We start from the raw sequence: 19,482 nt of genomic DNA on the forward strand, positions 1-19,482 counted from the left end.
ACCGGAGAGCACGCCGTCAGAAGGCCAGGCCGGAGGCCAGACGCAGAGCCTGACAGAATCAGGCCCATGACTTCCGGTGCGCGTGCAGAGATCGTGGTCGACCTCGCGGCGATCCGTCACAACGTACGCCGCCTGCGTGAGATCGCCGCCGACTCCCTCGACCCGGGCGTCGAGCCGCCGAAGATGATGACGGTGGTGAAGGCCGACGGCTACGGCCACGGCGTCACCGAGGTCTCCCGGGCGGCACGTGAAGGTGGCGCCGACTGGCTCGGCGCGGCCACCCTCGAGGAGGCCCTGGCCGTGCGCGACGGCGGCGACACCGGCCCGCTCCTGTGCTGGCTCACCGTGCCCGGTGACCACTGGGGTGCGGCCATCGAACGCGACATCGACGTGACGGCGTACTCGTTGGTCGAGCTGGCCGAGATCGAGGCCGCCGCCGAGCGGTTGTCCGTCGCGGCACGCGTGCAGCTCAAGGTCGACACCGGCCTGACCCGTGGTGGATGTCCGGCCGAGCTGTGGCCGGCGCTGGTCGCCGAGTGCCGGGCTGCCGAACTGCGCGGCACCCTCCGGATCACCGGCATCTGGTCGCACCTGGCCTGCGCCGACGAGCCCGACCACCCGGCCAACGACAGCCAGGAGAAGGTCTTCCTGGAGGCACTGGACGTGGCCCGGCAGGCCGGCCTGCGGCCCGAGGTGCGCCACCTGGCCAACAGTGCCGCGACCGTGCTGCGACCGAGCGTCCGCTTCGACATGGTGCGCTGCGGGATCGCCACCTACGGGCTCGACCCCGCCCCCGGCGTCACTCGCGATCTCGGCCTGGTGCCGGCGATGACGGTCCGGGCGCCGTTGGCGATGGTGAAGTCGGCTCCGGCTGGCACCTCCGTCTCCTACGGCCACACGTGGACGGCCGACGTGGACACCCGGCTCGGCCTGGTGCCGGTCGGCTACGCGGAGGGCCTGCCGCGGGTGGCCGCCAACAAGGTCGAGGTCTGGCTGAACGGGAAGCGACGTCCCGAGCGCGGGATCATCTGCATGGACCAGTTCATGATCGACCTGGGTGACGACGAGGCCCACGAGGGTGACCTCGTCGAGATCTTCGGCACCGGCCACGACGGTGCTCCGACGGCGCTGGACTGGGCCCGGGCGGCCGGCACCATCAACTACGAGGTCGTCACCCGGATCGGTGGGCGCCTGCACCGGGTGCACGTCGACAGCGAGAGGGGTCGCGGGTGAGCGTGGGGCGACGCATCTTCCGGGTCTCCGCCGGAGCGGCCGGCCTGCTGGCCGGAGCCGCCGTGGCCGGCACTGCCGTCCAGGCGGTCCGTCGGCGCCGCATCATCGCCAGGCGCGGGGCAGGCGACGCGATCGCTCTCGGCTCGCTGCACTCGGACCCGGTCACGGTGGTGGCAGACGACGGGGTGCCGCTGCACGTCGAGATCGACGAGTACGCCGCACCCACGGGCACCCACCGCGACATGGAGTCCGACGCCGAGCAGCTCACCCTGGTGTTCGTCCACGGGTATGCCCTCAGCCTCGACTGCTGGCACTTCCAACGCGCCGGCTATCGCGAGCTGGTCCGTGCGGTCTACTACGACCAGCGCTCGCACGGCCGGTCGGGCCGTTCCTCGGCGAAGAACGCGACCATCGAGCAGCTGGGTGAGGACCTGCTCCAGGTCATGGACCAGGTGGTCCCCGAGGGTCGGGTCGTGCTGGTCGGGCACTCGATGGGTGGCATGTCGATCGTGGCACTGGCCGAGGCCCACCCCGAGCTCTTCGGCGACCGGATCGCCGGCGTCGCGCTGATCTCCACCACCGCCGGGGGCCTCAAGCCGCACCGCATCCTGCTGCCGCTCATGCCGCGAGCCCTCGGCGGGCTCGGCGGACAGGCCACCACCCGGCTGATCGCCGCACTGGCCCGCGGCGCGCGCGTGGTCGACGGCGTACGCCGACTCGGCAAGGACTTCGCCGTGGTCGCCACGGACAGGTTCGCCTTCGGCAGCGACGTCCCGGGGGACTACGTGACGTTCGTCGACGAGATGCTCTCGGCGACGCCGTTCGAGGTGCTCGCGGAGTTCTTCCCGAGCTTCGACGCGCTCGACAAGTTCGCCGTGATGGCCGCCTTCGAGCGGATCCCGCTGTCGATCATCTGCGGCACCGCCGACAAGCTGACCTCCGTCGGCCACAGCCGCAAGATGCACACGCTGCTGCCGAACTCTCGCCTGGTGGAGCTCGAGGACGCCGGGCACATGGTGATCATGGAACGACACGTGCAGGTCAACGCGGCACTCGACGAGCTGCTCGCCGAGGCGGCAGAGCACGAACGGAACGGGGAGCCGTGAACCCACGGCAGGTCCGCGTCGTCGACGAGGCGGCGGCCGCGGACGTCCACTCCGTCGTCCGCGCCGCCTTCGGGGCGCGCCCGCCGCTCGATCCTCCCGCCCCTGCGCTCAGTGAGACGGTCGTCTCGCTCGCCCGGGCGCTCGGCGCCGACGGCGGACTGCTGGCCACCGCTGACGGCCGGCCGGTCGGGGCGATGCTCTTCGCGCGGACGGGCAGCACCATGGCCCTGCGCCGCTTCGGGGTGGTGCCCGACGTCCAGCGCACCGGCGTGGCCGGCGAGCTCGTGCGGGCGGCGGAGGAGCACGCCCGCGCGCAGGGTTGCACGGCGTTGCGCGTGGTTGCCCGCGTGGAGCTGCCCGCCTCCATCGCCTTCTGGGAGCACGAGGGCTTCGTTCGTGCTGGCCGCGAGGGGCACCTGGTGCACCTGGTCAAGGTCTTCCCGCGCACGTTCGAGCTCACCACCGCCGACGACGCGACGACGTTCGGTGAACGACTCTCCGGGATGCTCCGCGCCGGCGACCTGCTCATCCTGACCGGTGAGCTCGGGGCCGGCAAGACCACCTTCACCCGCGGCATCGGGACCGGCCTGCAGGTGCGCGGGAACATCAGCTCGCCCACGTTCGTGATCGCTCGCGTGCACCCCTCGCTGGTCGACGGACCGGCCCTGGTGCACGTCGACGCCTACCGCCTGGAGTCGATCGACGACATCGACGACCTCGACCTGGAGGCCACGCTCGCCGAGTCGGTCACGGTGGTCGAGTGGGGTGCCGGGCTGGCCGAGGGGCTGGCCGACGACCGGCTCGAGATCACCCTGGTCCGCACCCTCGGTGACACCGAGGTGATCGAGGACCACGACACCCGCCAAGCGGTGGTGCAGCCCATCGGGTTGCGCTGGGCGGCGATCGACTGGGCGGCGCTCGAGACGCAGGGCTGAGCCTGCTGGTGACCCGTCTTGCGGCTCGCCGATAGTCTCTGGGGCGTGCTGCTCGCCTTCGACACCGCTTCGCCCCAGGTCACCGTCGCCCTCCTCGACGACAGTGGCGCCGTGGTCGCGGAGCGACGATCCGACCACCTCATGAAGCACGCCGAGCAGCTCGCGCCACTGATCGCCGGTGTCCTCGCCGACGCGGGTGCCGAGCAGATCGACGTGACCGCCGTCGCCGTCGGCGTCGGGCCGGGGCCGTTCACCGGCCTGAGAGTCGGCCTGGCCACCGCACGAACGCTCGCGATGGTCCGTGAGATCCCGGTCTACGGCGTGTGCTCCCTCGACGCGCTCGCGGTCGAGGCCGTGGAGACCGGCGCGGTCTCGGGTCCGTTCCTGGTGGCCACCGACGCCCGGCGCAAGGAGGTCTACTGGGCGGCGTACGACGCGGACGGCCGGCGAACCTCCGAGCCTGCCGTGGACCGCCCGGCCGACGTCGCCAGCGGGCTGCCGGTCGTGGGTGAGGGCGCGGGCCTCTACCCGGAGCAGTTCCCGCACGCGGTCGAGCCGCAGCGACCATCGGCCGGTTGGCTGGGGCGCGCGGTCGCCGGCGAGCTGGCCGAGCTGCTCGATCCCGAGCCGCTCTACCTGCGCCGCCCCGACGCGGTGGCCCCGGGCAAGCCCAAGGCCGTGTCATGATCCGCAACGCGCTGGCTGCTGACGTGGACGCCGTGGTCGAGCTCGAGGACGAGCTGTTCGGCGCCGAGGCCTGGGACGCCGACACCCTGCTCGACGACCTCGAGCGCGCGGGCCGCCGGTTCGTGGTCTTCGAGGACGACCTCGAGGTCATCGGCTATGCGATCACGATGTTCGCCGGCGACATCGCCGACCTCGCGCGCATCGGCGTGCACCCCTCGCGGCAGCGGGAGGGCATCGCGGCCGCGTTGCTCGACCACGTCGTCGATGCGGCCCGCGAGGACGGTGCCGACCGGATGCTGCTCGAGGTGTCCGCGATGAACCCCGAGGCGCTGGCCTTCTACGACGCAGGTGACTTCGAGCAGATCGACACCCGCCCCCGCTACTACAAGGACGGATCCGACGCGATCGTCATGCGTCGCTCGCTCGGGCCGTCCTCCGACTGGAGTGCCCCATGAACCAGCCGCTCGTCCTGGGCATCGAGTCGTCGTGCGACGAGACCGGTGTCGGCCTGGTCCGCGGCCACACCCTGCTCGCCGACGCCGTGGCCAGCAGCATGGACCAGCACGCGCCGTTCGGCGGCGTGGTCCCCGAGATCGCCTCGCGTGCACACCTCGAGGCGATCGTGCCGATGATCGAGTTGGCCTGCTCGTCGGCGTCGGTGAGACTGGCCGACGTGGACGCGATCGCGGTCACCGCCGGCCCCGGGCTGGCGGGCGCGCTGATGGTCGGCGTGGGTGCCGCGAAGGCACTGGCGCTCGGGCTCGGCAAGCCGATCTATGGCGTGAACCACCTGGCCGGTCACGTCGCCGTCGACCAGCTCGAGCACGGTGCACTGCCCGAGCCGTGCCTGGCCCTGCTGGTCTCCGGCGGCCACTCGAACCTGTTGCAGGTCAACGACATCAGTGGCGACATCGTCTCGTTGGGCAACACCATCGACGACGCGGCGGGAGAGGCCTACGACAAGGTCGCCCGCCTGCTGGGCCTGCCCTATCCGGGTGGACCGCACATCGACCGTGAGGCGGCGTCGGGTTCCTCCGTGGCGATCGACTTCCCGCGGGGGCTCACCTCCCGCAAGGACCTCGAGCGGCACCGCTTCGACTTCTCCTTCTCCGGCCTCAAGACGGCCGTTGCACGTTGGGTGGAGGCACGTCATCGGGCCGGTGAGCCGGTGCCGGTGGCCGACGTGTGCGCGTCGTTCCAGGAGGCCGTGGTCGACGTGCTGACCCGCAAGGCGATCGACGCCGCGAGGTTCCACGGCATCCACGACCTGGTGATCTCGGGTGGGGTGGCGGCGAACTCGCGGCTGCGTGCCCTGGCCGAGGAGCGGGCGGCCGCTGCCGGCGTACGACTCCGGGTGCCGAAGCGCAACCTGTGCACCGACAACGGCGCGATGATCGCGGCCCTCGGGTCCGAGGTGGTGGCCCGCGGTCGCCCGGCCTCGTCGCTGGACTTCCCGGCCGACTCGTCCCAGCCCGTCGGCACCGTGGTCGTCTGACCCTCCAACGGCGACCCGGCACCTGTTCACCGAAACCAGCGCCGAGTCGGCACGAGTTGACGCGAGATGTGTCAACTCGTGCCGTCTCGGCGGTGTGGGGTGTCAACTCGTGCCGACTCGGCGGTCAGCGGATCATCGCCCACGGTTGGGTCATCGTGCCGTTGTCGTGGTCGCGCTCGAGCAGTCGCTCGACGCTTCCGTCGAGCCCGACCCGATAGAGATTCCCCAGGCCAGGGCTGTTCATCGTCGTCCGGGAGGTGCTGACCAGCAGGTGCTCGTCGTCCTCCCACGTGCTGGCGGCGATGTACGTCGTCCTCGGCTGGCGGGGCAGGCTCACACCCAGCACCTTCTCGCCGGTGCGGGCGTCCACCACAGTGAGCGAGCGAGGGCCGGAGCCGTCGGATTCGACCGACTGCCCGACGAGCAGTGAGTTGTCCGGCGAGAAGCCTGCGCTGTTGTCGAAGGTCCACCCGCAGGTCTCGAAGAGTCGCTGGCTGGCCCGCTCGTCATAGACCGCGCTGCACAGCGGGTCCGTCGGCGCGGCATTCTGCGGCGTGACCAGCCCGGCGATCAGGTTGTCGGGAGAGACTGCGCCGATCCTCGTGAAGTCGCCAGGCACCGTTTCGACGTTGCCGTGGGAGTGGATGACCATCGGTGCGCTTCCCTGGACGTTGTAGAACACCCGGCAGCCGCCTTCTGCCTCCATGCAGGACTCGGAGCCCAGGATCGCCACCGGCTGGGGGTAGTCGCCGTCGACCTTGCCGAGGTCGACGTCATGGCCCTCGAAGCGGGTCATGATCGTGTTGTCACGAGCGATCCAGGCCGCCACCGTGTGGTCGGCCGAAGCCACCGCACCGCTGTTGGTCTCGAGGGTGTCGGTCACCCCGAAGTTGCTGTCGAGGATGTCGATCGTCGGCTCACCACCCTCGAAACCGTAGGAGGCGAGGTATTCGTCACCGACCCGAGCCGGCGCACCGTAGACCTGCTCCAGGGTGGTGGTCGTGCCGTCCGGCTCGACCAGCTTGTCGGCGTCGGTGTAGGCCAGCTTCGGAGGCGTGTCCGCTTCGGACAGCGAGGGGTCGAGCGTCACGTCGTGGACCTGCTGGATCCCCGGGCGCGCCGGGTCGGGTGCCGCGTCGTCGTCGAACAGGCTTCCGCCCAACATCGCGGTCGGCACGATCACGGCAGCCGCGGCCAGGGCCGCGACTCCGGTGGTGATCCGCTGCCGGCGCTTGATCCGGCCGGCCCGGCCGACCACGTCCTCGAAGCTGATCGGCGAGCCGTCGATGCCGTCCGCCCGGTGGTGGAGCTCGGCAGTGAGGTGCTTCTCGGTGTTCATCGTTCCTCCTCCCCGAGATGGTCGGCCCTGGTCAGGCCGTGGTCGTCGGCCTGGCTGCGCAACGTCGCCAGGGCCCTGCTGGTCTGTGACTTCACGGTGCCGACGGAGCAACCGAGCACGTCGGCGGTCTCCGCCTCGCTGAGCTGCTCGTAGTAGCGGAGCACGACGGCCGCGCGCTGCTTCTTGGGAAGCGTCTGCACCAGCGTCCAGAGCGCCGAGCCGCGCCCCTCGTCGTACCTGTCGTGCGACGGGAGCCAGTCGGGCACGACGCTGCTGACGGTCTCCCTCTTCTTCCAGGCCCGGCGCCACATCGAGTTGTTCTCGTTGACGAGGATCCGGCGTGCGTAGCCGTCGATCGCCTGTTGGTCGCGAACCTTGTGCCAGCTCAGGTAGACCTTGGCCAACGTGTTCTGGACGAGGTCCTCGGCGCCGTGGTGATCCCCGGTCAGCAGGTACGCCGTGCGCAGGAGAGCTGGTTGGCGTGCGGTCATCCAGACGCTGAACTCGGCATCCCTTGCCGAATCGCGGTCCTGGGCCATCACACCTCCCCGTTGTGTTGCGACATCCACCGTCACCACCATCCCTTCCCACCCCAGACGGGACCGGGAGCGAGAAGGTTGCATCTCAGGTGCGAAGGAATGCGCAGAACTCGTTGCCCTCCGGGTCCGCCAGGACGCTCCAGTCGTCGTGCTCGGCGAGCAGCGTCGCCCCCACCTCGAGCAGGGGCGCGATCTCGGGCACGCTGAGGTCGAGGTGCACCCGGTTCTTGGCGGTCTTCGACTCGGGCACCGGCACGAGGACGAGGTTCTCGAACGGTGCGTCGGCGATCTCGTCGACGTACGGGACCTCGGCGTCGTCACCGATCCGGCCACCGAGGACCTCCGCCCACCACACCGCCTGCCGCTCCGGGTCCGCGCAGTCGAGGACCAGCTCGTGGAGGTGGGTGGCGGCCACGTCGTCGCGCACGAACGCGCAGAACTCGCCGCCCTCGGGGTCGGCCATCACCGTCCAGCGGAACGACGTGTCGTCGAGGACCGTGGCGCCGAGCGCGACGAGTCCGGCCACCGAGCCGGTGCGTACGTCGAGGTGCAGTCGGTGCTTGACCGTCTTCGGCTCCGGCACCGTGTTGACCCAGATCGTGTGCTGCTCCGTGGCTCCGGTGAGCACCGCGTCTCCGTCGTCCAGCAACCGGAGGTCGAGTCCCAGCGCCGCAGCCCAGAAGGTGCCGAGCGCGGCGGCGTCACCGGCATCGATGCAGAGATCCTTGTAGCTGCCCAGGCTCATGCCCCACACACTAGATTGGCCCCGACATCGAAGCGAGGAGGATTTCCGTGCAACAAGTGCGCGCAGTGGTGGCCAAGGGCAAGGGCCAGCCGGTCTCGGTGGAGATCATCAACGTCCCCGACCCCGGGCCGGGCGAGGCCGTGGTGAAGATCCAGGCCTGCGGGGTCTGTCACACCGACCTGCACTACCGCGAGGGTGGCATCAACGACGAGTTCCCGTTCCTGCTCGGCCACGAGGCCGCGGGAGTGGTCGAGTCCGTCGGTGACGACGTGACGGAGGTGGCGCCCGGGGACTTCGTGGTGCTCAACTGGCGTGCGGTGTGCGGTGAGTGCCGCGCCTGCAAGCGCGGTGACCTGCACTACTGCTTCAACACCCACAACGCGACCCAGAAGATGACGCTGGAGGACGGCACCGAGCTGTCGCCGGCACTGGGGATCGGTGCCTTCGCCGAGAAGACCCTGGTCGCGGCCGGACAGTGCACCAAGGTCGACGCCTCGGCGCGGCCCGCCGCCGTCGGCCTGCTGGGCTGTGGCGTGATGGCCGGGCTCGGTGCCGCGATCAACACCGGCGCAGTCAGTCGCGGCACGTCCGTGGCCGTGATCGGTTGCGGCGGGGTGGGCATGGCAGCGATCGCCGGCTCCGCGCTGGCCGGGGCCTCGCCGATCATCGCCGTCGACATCGACCCGAAGAAGCTCGAGAAGGCCAAGACCATGGGGGCCACTCATGTCGTCGACTCGTCGCAGGGTGACCCGGTCGAGGAGATCAAGCGCATTGCAGCCGAGACCTACGAGGGCGCCGACGGCGCCGACGTCGTGATCGAGGCAGTGGGCCGTCCCGAGACGTGGAAGCAGGCGTTCTACGCCCGCGACCTGGCCGGCACCGTGGTCCTGGTCGGCGTGCCCACCCCGGACATGAAGATCCCCGAGATCCCGCTGATCGACGTCTTCGGTCGCGGGGGCGCGCTCAAGTCGAGCTGGTACGGCGACTGCCTGCCCTCGCGCGACTTCCCGATGCTGGTGGACCTCTACCAGCAGGGTCGTCTCGACCTCGACGCGTTCGTCTCCGAGGAGATCGGCATCGATGACATCGAGGCCGCCTTCGACAAGATGCACACGGGTGAGGTGCTGCGTTCGGTGGTGTTGTTCCCATGACCGCGCGCATCGACCATGCCGTCGTGTCCGGCACGTTCTCGCTCGACGGTGAGACCTTCGACGTCGACAACAACATCTGGGTGATCGGCGACGACGAGGAGTGCATCGTCATCGATGCACCGCACGACGTCGACGCGATCCGGGCGGTGATCGGCGATCGCACCCTCAAGGCGATCCTGTGCACCCACGCGCACGACGACCACGTCCGCGTGGCGCCGGCGCTGCGTGCCGCCGTACCGGCGCCGATCCTGCTGCACCCCGACGACAAGCCGTTGTGGGAGCTAACCCACACCGACGAGCTCTGGGACGTCGACCTGAGCGACGGCCAGCAGCTCGTCGTCGGTGGCACCACCCTGCGCATCATCCACACCCCGGGCCATGCTCCCGGCGCGGTCTGCGTCCACGCCGAGGAGCTGGGCTGCGTCTTCACCGGCGACACCCTCTTCAACGGCGGGCCCGGCGCCACCGGCCGGTCGTTCAGCGACCGGCCGACCATCGAGGCGTCGATCCGCGAGAGGCTCTTCGTCCTGCCGGACGAGACGGTCGTGCACACCGGTCACGGCGACGACACGACCATCGCCGCCGAGAAGGCCAACCTCGATGGGTAGTCGGTGAGATGAGCGGACCGCCACCGCCCCCGCTCGGGCAGCCCCAGCCGTGGCGCCAACCCCCACCCCAGGCTGGGCCGCAGGCCGTGTTCTCCGGTGCCTGGGGCGACACCGTGACCGGTGGCTGGTCGCCGGCACAAGTCGTGCTGAGTGGTGGCACGGTCACGCTCTGGGTTGCCTCCCCAGCCGGCTGGGCGCCGCACTTCACCGTCCCGGCCGGCCGGGTCGTCGTGAAGTCGGCGGCCCAGCGGATCACCTTGGTCGTGAACGGCCGTGGTCATCCGATCCTCGCCGACCCCGGCGCGGTGAACCGCGCCCTCGGCCTCACGGGCGCGGGCATCATGGGACAGGCCAGGGGCGTTCCCGGCGTTGCCGCGGCGAGTCATCTCGGTCGTGGCGTGAACCAGGCGATGGCCGCGCGGGCGTTCTCCGCCAACGGCGGTGCGCAGTTCCTCGCGGCGATGCGGGCCTCGGGTGCTCGTGTCTCACGAATCGGGTACGGCGCGCTGGTCGCGATCGGCTTCGGCATCACCTTCGTGGTCGTCCTCGCGCTGCTGGTCATCACCGCCCTGGTGCTCAACGCCTGATCGATGACCGAGCGCCATGAGTGAACCACCGATGACGAGCCCGGGTGATCCCGACGCACTCGCTGCCCGGCATCCCGGCACGTCCCCTGCGCAGCTGGCCGAGATCGCCGTGCGGCGCTGGGACCTGCACCCCGTCATCCACGCCCACCCGCACGCCCATCCGGGGCTGCGGCAGTGGATCGCGCAGGTCAACCCGCGCCCGGGGCAGAGTCGAGTGGCACCGCACGGGCCGCAGTACGGGCCGGCGTACGGGCCGGCGTACGGCCCACCGGGGCCGAGTCGAGTGCCGGCGCACGGGCCGGCGTACGGGCCGGCGTACGGACCCGTGGGGTCGGGGAGCCTGCCCTCGGGTCCGGCGTACCCGGCGGGGTGGACCACGCCGCGACGCAGCGGCAGCGCAGGGTGGCTGGCCGGGTGCGGGTGCCTGGCGCTCGCCGTCGTCGTCATCGGCGTCCTGCTGCTCGGCGCCGTCGGTGCGACGCTCTCCTCCGACGAGGACCGTCCATCCGATCGGAGCCCGTCGACCGGTAACCGGGACGGGCGGGCCGCGGACGCCCTGCGCGCTGGCTTCGACGCCGAGCGGAAGAAGTACCACCGGCTCGCGGCCGTTCTCGACGGCAATCCCGTCGCCCCGCTGATCACCCACCCCGTTGCCTTCTCCCGGCTCGAGGAGCAGGCCGAGCGCCCCGGCCTGAGCGACTACGCGGTCCGCTCACTGGTGCAGCAGGCGCGGAGGATGCGTCGGGAGCTGCAGCGGGCTGTCGCCGCCGCGGAGAAGCGGCGGGTCAACCGCTCGGGCTCGCTGACCGAGGAGCTGGTCGACCGGGCGACGGACGGCTTCATCGACACCCGGTGGGATGCCGCCTCGGCCTGCCCGGGCGCCAAGGAGAAGGGCCGGATCACGACGGGATGCGTCAAGGGCCGGGCCCTGGTCGTGCACCTCCTGCCCGAGAGCGAGCTCGACGGCGAGTGGGAGATGCGGATGCTGGTGGCCCACGAGCTCGCCCACGTCTACCAGCGGGCCGATCGCGCGAGGTTCAAGAACTATCGCGGTCGCGCGGACCGGTTGGTGGGGCGGGGGCTGTTCCAGGGAAGCCGCGAGAAGATGGCCGACTGCTACGCGCTGACCTACTACGGCAGGTGGACCCTGTCGCAGGGCAGCACGACCTACGGCTACGGCTACGTGTGCGGTCAGGCCGAGCGCACGGCGATTCGCTCGTGGGCGGCCGACCTGGACGCACCGATGCCGGGGTGAGCGGCCCGTGCTGCCGGATGAGACCCGTGGTACGCGCCGGCGTCAGACTGAACCCGAAGTCCCCGTCCCACGAAGGAGAGACATGTCCGACAACCATCCGCCCGAGCAGCCCCACAAGGGTCATCCGCCTCCGCCTCCGCCGCCTCCTCCGGGTTGGGGCCAGCCCCAGCAGGGCTACGGCGCTGCCCCGCCGGTGAACCCCGGCCAGCAGCTCCACGGCGGGTCCGGCCGGATCGGCAAGGTGCGCAGCACCGGGATGTGCATCCTGCTCTTCTTCGTCACCTGTGGGATCTACTCGATCTACTACTTCTACGTGACCCACGAGGAGATGAAGCAACACTCCAACCAAGGTGTCGGTGGCCTGGTGGCGCTGTTGCTGGCGATCTTCGTCGGCATCGTGAACCCGTTCCTCCTCTCCGCCGAGGTCGGCAACCTGCGGAGGTGGCGAGGGCAGGAGCCGAGGGTCAGCGGACTGACCGGGCTCTGGTACGTCCCCGGCATGCTCATCCTGGTCGGCCCGTTCATCTGGTTCGTCAAGACGAACGGCGCGCTGAACGACTACTGGATCTCGCAGGGCGCGCAGCCGGCCTGAGCCCTGACCCGGGTGCTCGATCGACGCTAGTCTCGATCCATGACGGACGGCTACTTTCCACCCGGCTCGGTGCTCCGCCACGTCCAGGAGCACCGAGCCGTCGGACAGACCTACGGTCAACGTGCGCTGATCATCGGGGCCACGCACCCGGTTCCCTACGTCGGGACCAGCGCGTCGACCAACGCCAAGGAGCGGCCGTTCATGCGCCTCTCCGCCACGGCCGAGGCGTTCGAGTCGATCTTCTTCGGCGACCGCGAGGAGGCCGACCGCGTGCTGGCGATGGTGCACCAGATGCACACCAGGGTGAAGGGGTCCCTCGACCGCGACGAGGGCAACTTCCCGGCGGGCACGGCGTACGACGCGTTCGACCCTGAGCTGATGCTCTGGACGATGGCGATGCTCGCCGACTCGTCGAGGGTGGCCTTCGAGACCCTGGTCCGGCCGCTCGAGGCCGACGAGAAGGAGCAGCTGTGGGCCGACTGGGTCCGGTTCGGCGAGCTCTTCGGGATGCCGCGCTCGGTGGCTCCGGCGACGGCCAGCGAGCTCGAGGAGTGGATGCGCGCCCAGGTCGCCGGGCCCGACTTCCACGTCACCGAGGAGGCCCGTGTCGTCGGCCGGGCGATCGCCCTCGACATGCCGGTGCCCCTCCAGCTGCGGATCGGCATCAGCGGCACCAACCTCGTGGTGCGGGGGATGCTGCCGCCGCGGGTGCGCAGGGCGTTCGGCCTGGCCTGGAGCCCGGCCCACGCTGCGGCGTACGCCGCGATCACCGCCGGTGTGCGGGCCTCGCAGCGGGTGGTTCCCGACCAGGTGAGGATCGGCCGCAACACCGGGCTCTTCCAGCTGGTCTCGGCCACCGAGAGACGCATCATCTCCCGTGGCGGTCGCACGATGGAGCTTCCCGCTGCCTGAGCCGCACCTGTCGAGGCCTTCGCGTTTCACGGGGGCGAGGCTGGTGCGGTTGAAGTGGCCGGGCACGGGGCAGAAGGCGGTCATGCGAACACTCGGCGGGGCCCTGCTGGCGTCCACCCTGCTCGTCTCCGGCTGTTCCGGCGGCCCGCTCGGTGACGACGAACGCAGGGCCGACGTGGGCGAGGTGTTCCCCGCGCAGGCGCAGATCGAGGGCCTCCCGGTCACGTTCACCCTCCCCACGGCGGGCTACGAGTTCCTGGTCAGCAAACCGCGGTCCGTGGCGACCAGCAGCCTGCCCATGGGCGAGGGCGGCGACGTGTCTCCCGAAGCAGGCGACGGCACCGCGTTCATCGAGATCGACGAGCTGACGCCGTCCGCGGTGGCCGGGGACACCTGGATGCTGGCTCGGGAGAACGTGGAGTGGAACCTCTGGCTCGACGTCGACGGGCGCAGGTTCCCGCTGGATCGCGAGGCGCAGAACGACTGGGTGGTCACCGTCCCCGAGGACCCTGATGAAGTCCGGCTGGTGGTGGACTACGACGGCCGGGAGCTCGCGGTGGACCCCTATGACCCCGTGCCCACGCACGACACGGGCAGCGCCTACGCGCCCGGGCACCTGCCGCGGTTGCGTGACCACCAGTGCCCGCCGCAGCGTCGGGTGGAGCTTGCCGACGGCGTCACCTTCAACGGCACGGACTGCCAGGTCCGTGCGCTGGACCCGGTGCCCTGGTTCGGTCCGGCCGGCTGGGCGGCACCGGGCAGGTCGTGGGTGCTGGTGAAGGCAACCATCGACATCAACACCTACTTCGGCCAGGAGGTGGCCGGCGAGTACGTCTCGCGGGACACCGCGTACGGCGAGCCGACCTACAGGTTGGACGGCGCCCGGCCGGTGGCGATGTATGACAGCGAGCTCGTGGAGATCTCCTCACGACCCGACGACATGGACGTCCACGACGCGAGGTGGCTGCTCTTCGAGGTCGCCGAGGACACCACCGACGCAACCCTGCGGCTCGGGCTCACCTACACCGGGACCCCCAGGGACCCAGCCGACGACGCGACGGTGGTCACCCACCGCTGGAAACACGTGTTCGACCTGCGCCTCACCTGATCAGTGGCACGCCCGGGGACTCCGTGCCCCGACCGAACGGCTGCACCAGCAGCGCCGTTCCCTCGCCAGCCACGCGGGTCATCACCAACGTGGCCTCCTGCTCCCCGTGGAGGGAGAGTCGCTTGCGCAGGACCTCGGGCACGATGTCGACCCCGCGCTTCTTGATCGTGAGCCTTCCGATGCCGCGTGCCCGCAGCGCTGCCTTGAGCGGCTTCTCGCGGTAGGGGAGCGTCTCGATGACCCGGTAGCCGCGGGCGAAGGGTGAGCGGAAGGACGCGTCGGAGGTGACGTAGGCGATGTGCTCGTCGAGCAGGCCGCCGTCGACGCCGCCGGCGACAGCGGTCACCAGTCCGGCACGGATGACGGCACCGTCCGGTTCGTAGAGGAACTCGCCCAGGGCCCGCACCGGCCGCTCACGACCGTCGTAGGGGTCGTCCTCCTCGGTGATGCTGGCCAACCCACCGTCGCCGATCACGGTGGCGCGGCGCCGGGCCGTGGCGAGGTACGACGACCAGAGGGCAGCCTCCTTCACCTCGCCGCCCTCGCTGACCCACTCGGCCTCGACGGAGGCGGGAACCAGCTCGTGGGGGATGCCGGGGGCGACCTTGACCACCGAGGCGCGCTCGAGGAGGGAGGTGACGAACGACCACGGGGGAGTCCACCCCTCCACGTCGAAGACCCGACCCCGGGCGCCGCGGCGCGCAGGATCGGCGAAGACCGCGCCGAAGCCCGAGAGGTCGAGCGTGGTGCCGTCGGCGACCTGCACGGCGCCGGCCAGGTCCAGCGCGGCCAGGTTGGCTCGGGCGACCTCGACCCGGACCGGGTCGAGGTCGACGCCGGCCACGGTGAGGCCGGCCCGGGCGAAGGCGATCAGGTCGCCGCCGATGCCGCAGCCGAGGTCGATCACGCTCGCCGGCTGGGCGGCGGCCAGCCGGGCCGCGCGATGGGCGGCGACCCGGGCGTGGGTGGCCTGCTCGAGGGCATCCGGGGTGAAGAACATCTGCATCGCGTCGGTGCCGAACTTGGCCACTGCCTTCACCCGCAGCCCGACCTGTGTGAGCGCCGCGGCGGCGCGGTCGGCGTCCTGCTCGACCTTGCGCACGGCGGCGGCGGAGCGGACCGGATCGCCGTCGTGGTCGGCGTACGCATTCCCGGCCGTCTCCAGAAGCCGTTGCCCGTCGTCGGTCAGCAGCCAGCGGAACGCGTCGAGATCCATGCCCGCAGTCTGTCAGCCGATTGTGGCGACCCCGTCTCTGGCACTCCATTGGCGAGAGTGCTAGCGTTTGTTCTGGCACTCTCACCATGAGGGTGCCAGCGCTTGCAACGAGCACGACCCCCGCGACGGCGTGCTCCACTGCAGGCTCGAACTTCTTGGCTGGCCCCGTTCCCGGAGTCCGTCACCAACTGATCATTCAAGTGGAGAAAGTGGAGGTCGACATCGTGTCGGTCAACATCAAGCCTCTCGAGGACCGCATCATCGTCAAGCAGCTCGAGGCGGAGCAGACCACGGCCTCGGGCCTGGTCATCCCCGACACCGCGAAGGAGAAGCCCCAGGAGGGCGAGGTCGTGGCAGTGGGCCCCGGCCGCTTCAACGAGGACGGCGACGAGCGCATCCCGCTGGACATCGCGGTCGGCGACAAGGTCATCTACAGCAAGTACGGCGGCACCGAGGTCAAGTACGGCGGCGAGGAGTTCCTGATCCTCTCCGCCCGCGACGTCCTCGCGATCGTTTCCTGATTTCCCGATAGTCCCTAACGGCTCGCAGGTCTGAAACGCGATTTCGGCTGCGACTCGTTAGGGACTATCTCCCTTTTGTGAGGAGAAGCCATGCCGAAGATTCTTGAGTTCGACGAGAACGCTCGTCGCGCGCTGGAGCGGGGCGTCGACGCCCTGGCCAACGCCGTCAAGGTGACGCTCGGCCCCAAGGGCCGCTACGTCGTCCTCGACAAGAAGTGGGGCGCCCCGACCATCACCAACGACGGTGTCACCGTCGCCCGTGAGGTGGAGCTGGACGACCCGTTCGAAAACCTTGGCGCGCAGCTGACCAAGGAAGTTGCCACCAAGACCAACGACGTCGCCGGTGACGGCACGACGACCGCCACGGTCCTCGCCCAGGCGATGGTCCACGAGGGCCTGCGTGCGGTGGCCGCCGGCGCCAACCCGATGGGCCTCAAGCGCGGCATGGACGCCGCCGCCGAGGCCGTCGGCCAGGCGCTGCGCGACGCCGCTCGCGAGGTCGAGTCGAAGGAGGACATGGCCTCCGTGGCCACCATCTCCTCGCGCGACTCGCACATCGGTGAGCTGCTCGCCGAGGCGTTCGACAAGGTCGGCAAGGACGGCGTCATCACCGTCGACGAGTCCAACACCATGGGCACCGAGCTCGAGTTCACCGAGGGGATGCAGTTCGACAAGGGCTACATCTCGCAGTACTTCGTGACCGATGCCGAGCGCATGGAAGCCGTCCTCGAGGACCCCTACATCCTCCTGCACCAGGGCAAGATCTCCGCGATCGCGGACATGCTGCCGCTGCTGGAGAAGGTCATCGCAGCCGGCAAGCCGCTCTTCATCCTCGCCGAGGACGTCGACGGTGAGGCGCTCTCGACCCTGGTCGTCAACAAGATCAAGGGCACCTTCAACGCCGTGGCCGTCAAGGCCCCCGCGTTCGGTGACCGCCGCAAGGCCATGATGGAGGACATCGCCGTCCTCACCGGTGGCCAGGTCGTCGCTCCCGAGATCGGCCTCAAGCTCGACCAGGTCGGACTCGAGGTGCTCGGTCAGGCTCGCCGCATCGTGGTGACCAAGGACAACACCACGATCGTCGACGGCGCCGGTGACTCGGCCGCGGTCGAGGGCCGGGTCAACCAGATCAAGGCCGAGATCGAGGCCTCCGACTCCGACTGGGACACCGAGAAGCTCCAGGAGCGTCTCGCGAAGCTGGCCGGTGGCGTGTGCGTGATCAAGGTCGGCGCCGCCACCGAGGTGGAGCTGAAGGAGAAGAAGCACCGTATCGAGGACGCCGTCTCCGCGACGCGAGCCGCGATCGAGGAGGGCATCGTCGCCGGTGGTGGGTCCGCGCTCATCCACGCGGTCTCCGTGCTCGAGGACAACCTCGGCCTGACCGGTGACGAGGCGGTGGGCGTGCGCGTCGTGCGCAAGGCCGCCGACGAGCCGCTGCGCTGGATCGCCGAGAACGGTGGCGACAACGGCTACGTCATCACCACCAAGGTCCGTGACCTCGGCGTGGGCAACGGCTACAACGCCGCCACCGGCGAGTACGGCGACCTGGTCGCCCAGGGCGTCCTCGACCCGGTGAAGGTGACCCGCTCCGCGCTGGTCAACGCCACCTCGATCGCCGCGATGCTGCTGACGACCGAGACCCTGGTCGTCGACAAGCCCGAGGACGAGGATGAGTCGGCGGCCGGTCACGGTCACGGCCACGGCCACTGATTGACCCACCTGCGCCGAGTCGGTGCGGGTGGAGCCTCACGACGCCGAGCCGGCGCGCGTTGACCTGAACCTGGGTCAACCCGTGCCGGCTCGGCTGCATTTGTCGGAGCCGGAGCCGGAGCCGGAGTCAGGGCCGGAGCCAGGGCCAGGGCCCGGCTCACCAGAGCCAGGGGTGGTCGCAGTCCGGGGTCGGGACGCCACGGTCGACGCCCTTGAGCAGCCAGATCGGGTGCTCCCCGCACCCCGTGCCATGGCGTTCGTAGCGATCAGCCAGGGCCGCCTCGAGAGCGGGCTGGCCGGTGCCGTTCCACGAGGTGAAGTCGACCTGGCCGACGAACCACGTGGGCGCCTCGTCGCTGCGCAGCAGGGCGACCAGGTCCTCGAGACCCGGGTCGTTGCCGCGCATCGGCAGGCTCCACAGGTGCTCGTAGGGCGAGGAGAGCCCCGACGCGAACACGATGTCGGCCCGCCCGCCGTAGACCGTGATCGTGTCGTCCGGCTCGGCCACGTCCTTGATCGCCCGCCCGGTGTAGATCTCGGTGGGCGGCTCGGCGCCGGTCAGGTTGTTGGCCACCCAGCCGACGGCGGAGACGAGGCAGGAGAACGCAGCCAGCCCGGCGATGACGCGCATGACCCGTCCGCGCACGCCGGGGGCTCCCGCGACCAGCGCGGCGCACAGCACGACCGTCGGCACCAGGCCCAGGAGGTAGGGCCGCCAGTAGCTGCCGCCCAGCACCACGCCAGCGCCGTCGACGGCCAGCACGGCGAGGGCTGCCACGGTCGCCGCCGGCTGGGTGCGCCACGCGTGCCGGATGTTGACCAGGAACCAACCGATGATGAGGGCCATCCCGGTGGCCACGAAGATGATCGCGAGCTGTCGGGCCCGGCCCAACGGGGCGCCCGCCTCGTCGCTGGCGATCACGTCGAGTGCGTGGGAACGGAACCCGTAGACGGTGTACCAGAGGGTCTCCAGGTGGACACCGGCCACGAGGCACCAGCCGATGGTGAGGCCGAGCGGGATCGCCGCGCCCAGCAGTGCCGCCCCGGCCAGCTTCCAGAACGCGCTCCAGCTGATCGTCCTGCGCAGGGCGGAGACCAGCAGGACGAAGCCACCGAAGGCCAGGCCCGTGGCCATGTTCTGCTTGAGACCGATCGCGAGCATGCCCAGGAGACCGGATCCGGCGGCGAACACCATCGCCCGGCGCGGCGTGAGGTCGAGGACCCGCAGGGCCTCGAGGGCGAGCCAGAAGCTGCCCACGACGATCGGGATGCCGAGGATCTCGCCCTTCGCGGCCACCGAGTCGATCATGGTGTTGGTGGTCACCGCGGCGGTCGCGACGGCGGTCCACCGTGCCGCCCGGTCGCCGGCGACGAGGTACGCCGTACGCGCGGCGGCAATGACGAGCAGGGCGCACCCGACCGCGGCCACGACCCGGATGAACAGGGCGCCGCCGATCATGTCGGAGAGCTTGATCAGCGCGATCAGCGGCGGAGGGCGGTCCACCCAGTACGTGCCGTAGAGCGAGTCAGGTTCGGGATGCCAGGCCCGGGCGACCAGGGTGAAACCCGCCTCGTCCGGGCGGATCGGCCACATCAGCCCGGGGAATCGCAGCAGCATGGCCAGCAGGGCCGTCAGCCCGACGAGTCTTCTGGTCCCGATTTCGGGCAGGGTGAACCGGGACGTGCGCGTCATGGGGGCAAGCCTGCCATTGCCGGTCCGGCGACCGGGGGGAGGCAGGCCGT

Annotated in this window: 20 protein-coding genes; 15 read left to right on the top strand and 5 right to left on the bottom strand. The window is 70.4% G+C overall.

Features of this window, described 5'->3' with window-relative positions; translation table 11 throughout:
• Positions 1-66 precede the first annotated feature (66 nt).
• The 6 genes from alr to tsaD are packed head-to-tail and all read left to right on the top strand — an operon-like array spanning position 67 to position 5,456.
• Positions 67-1,233, top strand: coding sequence for an alanine racemase (gene alr, locus ncot_RS03715; RefSeq protein ID WP_168616389.1), 1,167 nt, complete (start codon positions 67-69; stop codon positions 1,231-1,233).
• Positions 1,230-2,339 (top strand): alpha/beta hydrolase, encoded by a 1,110-nt coding sequence (locus ncot_RS03720; RefSeq protein WP_168616390.1) that lies wholly within the window; start codon positions 1,230-1,232, stop codon positions 2,337-2,339. Before alr ends, ncot_RS03720 begins: the two co-directional genes overlap by 4 nt.
• The gene (tsaE, locus tag ncot_RS03725; protein WP_168616391.1) at positions 2,336-3,274 is read left to right on the top strand and encodes a tRNA (adenosine(37)-N6)-threonylcarbamoyltransferase complex ATPase subunit type 1 TsaE; all 939 of its coding nucleotides are present in this window, start codon (positions 2,336-2,338) and stop codon (positions 3,272-3,274) included. Before ncot_RS03720 ends, tsaE begins: the two co-directional genes overlap by 4 nt.
• Positions 3,275-3,319: 45 nt before the next feature.
• Positions 3,320-3,961 (top strand): tRNA (adenosine(37)-N6)-threonylcarbamoyltransferase complex dimerization subunit type 1 TsaB, encoded by a 642-nt coding sequence (gene tsaB, locus ncot_RS03730; protein ID WP_168616392.1) that lies wholly within the window; start codon positions 3,320-3,322, stop codon positions 3,959-3,961.
• Entirely contained in the window at positions 3,958-4,416 is a 459-nt protein-coding gene (gene rimI, locus ncot_RS03735; protein WP_168616393.1) for a ribosomal protein S18-alanine N-acetyltransferase, read from the top strand. The genes tsaB and rimI overlap by 4 nt, the downstream gene beginning before the upstream one ends.
• On the top strand, positions 4,413-5,456 hold the full coding sequence (tsaD, locus tag ncot_RS03740) for a tRNA (adenosine(37)-N6)-threonylcarbamoyltransferase complex transferase subunit TsaD (RefSeq protein WP_168616394.1): 1,044 nt from the start codon (positions 4,413-4,415) through the stop codon (positions 5,454-5,456). Before rimI ends, tsaD begins: the two co-directional genes overlap by 4 nt.
• Before the next feature lie 124 nt (positions 5,457-5,580).
• Here tsaD and ncot_RS03745 read toward each other — a convergent pair whose 3' ends face one another.
• Genes ncot_RS03745 through ncot_RS19585 form a run of 3 tightly spaced genes read right to left on the bottom strand, consistent with a single transcriptional unit; the run spans position 5,581 to position 8,079 of the window.
• Complete coding sequence (locus tag ncot_RS03745; RefSeq protein WP_168616395.1) at positions 5,581-6,795, bottom strand: hypothetical protein; 1,215 nt, start codon at positions 6,793-6,795, stop codon at positions 5,581-5,583.
• The gene (locus tag ncot_RS03750; RefSeq protein ID WP_346766631.1) at positions 6,792-7,376 is read right to left on the bottom strand and encodes a SigE family RNA polymerase sigma factor; all 585 of its coding nucleotides are present in this window, start codon (positions 7,374-7,376) and stop codon (positions 6,792-6,794) included. The genes ncot_RS03745 and ncot_RS03750 overlap by 4 nt, the downstream gene beginning before the upstream one ends.
• Before the next feature lie 43 nt (positions 7,377-7,419).
• Positions 7,420-8,079 carry a VOC family protein gene (locus ncot_RS19585; RefSeq protein WP_168616397.1) on the bottom strand — a complete coding sequence of 220 codons (660 nt, stop codon included), beginning with the start codon at positions 8,077-8,079 and terminating at the stop codon, positions 7,420-7,422.
• Between the two features lie 47 nt (positions 8,080-8,126).
• On the opposite strand from ncot_RS19585, the gene ncot_RS03760 reads away from it, so the two are divergent.
• The 7 genes from ncot_RS03760 (at position 8,127) to ncot_RS03790 (ending at position 14,292) form a co-directional block, all read left to right on the top strand.
• Entirely contained in the window at positions 8,127-9,230 is a 1,104-nt protein-coding gene (locus tag ncot_RS03760; protein WP_168616398.1) for an S-(hydroxymethyl)mycothiol dehydrogenase, read from the top strand.
• Positions 9,227-9,838: an MBL fold metallo-hydrolase gene (locus tag ncot_RS03765; protein WP_168616399.1), complete on the top strand. Its 612-nt coding sequence runs from the start codon at positions 9,227-9,229 to the stop codon at positions 9,836-9,838. Before ncot_RS03760 ends, ncot_RS03765 begins: the two co-directional genes overlap by 4 nt.
• Before the next feature lie 8 nt (positions 9,839-9,846).
• Positions 9,847-10,425: a hypothetical protein gene (locus ncot_RS03770; protein WP_168616400.1), complete on the top strand. Its 579-nt coding sequence runs from the start codon at positions 9,847-9,849 to the stop codon at positions 10,423-10,425.
• A gap of 16 nt (positions 10,426-10,441) precedes the next feature.
• The gene (locus tag ncot_RS03775) at positions 10,442-11,680 is read left to right on the top strand and encodes a hypothetical protein (RefSeq protein WP_168616401.1); all 1,239 of its coding nucleotides are present in this window, start codon (positions 10,442-10,444) and stop codon (positions 11,678-11,680) included.
• 82 nt (positions 11,681-11,762) lie between these two features.
• Entirely contained in the window at positions 11,763-12,272 is a 510-nt protein-coding gene (locus ncot_RS03780) for a DUF4234 domain-containing protein (protein WP_206065134.1), read from the top strand.
• A gap of 39 nt (positions 12,273-12,311) precedes the next feature.
• Positions 12,312-13,184, top strand: coding sequence for an oxygenase MpaB family protein (locus ncot_RS03785; RefSeq protein ID WP_168616402.1), 873 nt, complete (start codon positions 12,312-12,314; stop codon positions 13,182-13,184).
• Positions 13,185-13,266: 82 nt separating this feature from the next.
• Complete coding sequence (locus ncot_RS03790; RefSeq protein WP_168616403.1) at positions 13,267-14,292, top strand: hypothetical protein; 1,026 nt, start codon at positions 13,267-13,269, stop codon at positions 14,290-14,292.
• Here ncot_RS03790 and ncot_RS03795 read toward each other — a convergent pair.
• The gene (locus tag ncot_RS03795; RefSeq protein WP_168616404.1) at positions 14,285-15,508 is read right to left on the bottom strand and encodes a class I SAM-dependent methyltransferase; all 1,224 of its coding nucleotides are present in this window, start codon (positions 15,506-15,508) and stop codon (positions 14,285-14,287) included. The two genes, ncot_RS03790 and ncot_RS03795, sit on opposite strands and share 8 nt — an antisense overlap.
• 224 nt (positions 15,509-15,732) lie before the next feature.
• Here ncot_RS03795 and groES point away from each other — a divergent pair, with 224 nt between their 5' ends.
• The gene (gene groES, locus ncot_RS03800; RefSeq protein ID WP_168619151.1) at positions 15,733-16,029 is read left to right on the top strand and encodes a co-chaperone GroES; all 297 of its coding nucleotides are present in this window, start codon (positions 15,733-15,735) and stop codon (positions 16,027-16,029) included.
• A gap of 90 nt (positions 16,030-16,119) precedes the next feature.
• A complete protein-coding gene (gene groL / locus ncot_RS03805) occupies positions 16,120-17,739 on the top strand; it encodes a chaperonin GroEL (protein ID WP_168616405.1) in 1,620 nt (539 codons plus the stop codon).
• Between the two features lie 157 nt (positions 17,740-17,896).
• Here the strand turns inward: groL and ncot_RS03810 are convergent, their stop codons facing one another.
• Positions 17,897-19,432 (bottom strand): hypothetical protein, encoded by a 1,536-nt coding sequence (locus ncot_RS03810; protein WP_168616406.1) that lies wholly within the window; start codon positions 19,430-19,432, stop codon positions 17,897-17,899.
• Positions 19,433-19,482: the final 50 nt, after the last annotated feature.

Origin of the sequence: Nocardioides sp. JQ2195, from assembly GCF_012272695.1 — a bacterium.
In the GTDB taxonomy this organism is placed as follows: Bacteria; Actinomycetota; Actinomycetes; order Propionibacteriales; family Nocardioidaceae; genus Nocardioides.

Bases quoted from the DNA above. Each gene is read 5' to 3' on its own strand.
- ncot_RS03795 (WP_168616404.1), bottom strand. From the start codon at position 15,508: ATGGATCTCGACGCGTTCCGCTGGCTGCTGACCGACGACGGGCAACGG.
- ncot_RS03780 (WP_206065134.1), top strand. From the start codon at position 11,763: ATGTCCGACAACCATCCGCCCGAGCAGCCCCACAAGGGTCATCCGCCT.
- ncot_RS03745 (WP_168616395.1), bottom strand. From the start codon at position 6,795: ATGAACACCGAGAAGCACCTCACTGCCGAGCTCCACCACCGGGCGGAC.
- ncot_RS03750 (WP_346766631.1), bottom strand. From the start codon at position 7,376: ATGGTGGTGACGGTGGATGTCGCAACACAACGGGGAGGTGTGATGGCC.
- ncot_RS19585 (WP_168616397.1), bottom strand. From the start codon at position 8,079: ATGAGCCTGGGCAGCTACAAGGATCTCTGCATCGATGCCGGTGACGCC.
- rimI (WP_168616393.1), top strand. From the start codon at position 3,958: ATGATCCGCAACGCGCTGGCTGCTGACGTGGACGCCGTGGTCGAGCTC.
- ncot_RS03765 (WP_168616399.1), top strand. From the start codon at position 9,227: ATGACCGCGCGCATCGACCATGCCGTCGTGTCCGGCACGTTCTCGCTC.
- ncot_RS03775 (WP_168616401.1), top strand. From the start codon at position 10,442: ATGAGTGAACCACCGATGACGAGCCCGGGTGATCCCGACGCACTCGCT.
- alr (WP_168616389.1), top strand. From the start codon at position 67: ATGACTTCCGGTGCGCGTGCAGAGATCGTGGTCGACCTCGCGGCGATC.
- ncot_RS03810 (WP_168616406.1), bottom strand. From the start codon at position 19,432: ATGACGCGCACGTCCCGGTTCACCCTGCCCGAAATCGGGACCAGAAGA.
- ncot_RS03785 (WP_168616402.1), top strand. From the start codon at position 12,312: ATGACGGACGGCTACTTTCCACCCGGCTCGGTGCTCCGCCACGTCCAG.
- ncot_RS03770 (WP_168616400.1), top strand. From the start codon at position 9,847: ATGAGCGGACCGCCACCGCCCCCGCTCGGGCAGCCCCAGCCGTGGCGC.
- groL (WP_168616405.1), top strand. From the start codon at position 16,120: ATGCCGAAGATTCTTGAGTTCGACGAGAACGCTCGTCGCGCGCTGGAG.
- tsaD (WP_168616394.1), top strand. From the start codon at position 4,413: ATGAACCAGCCGCTCGTCCTGGGCATCGAGTCGTCGTGCGACGAGACC.
- ncot_RS03790 (WP_168616403.1), top strand. From the start codon at position 13,267: ATGCGAACACTCGGCGGGGCCCTGCTGGCGTCCACCCTGCTCGTCTCC.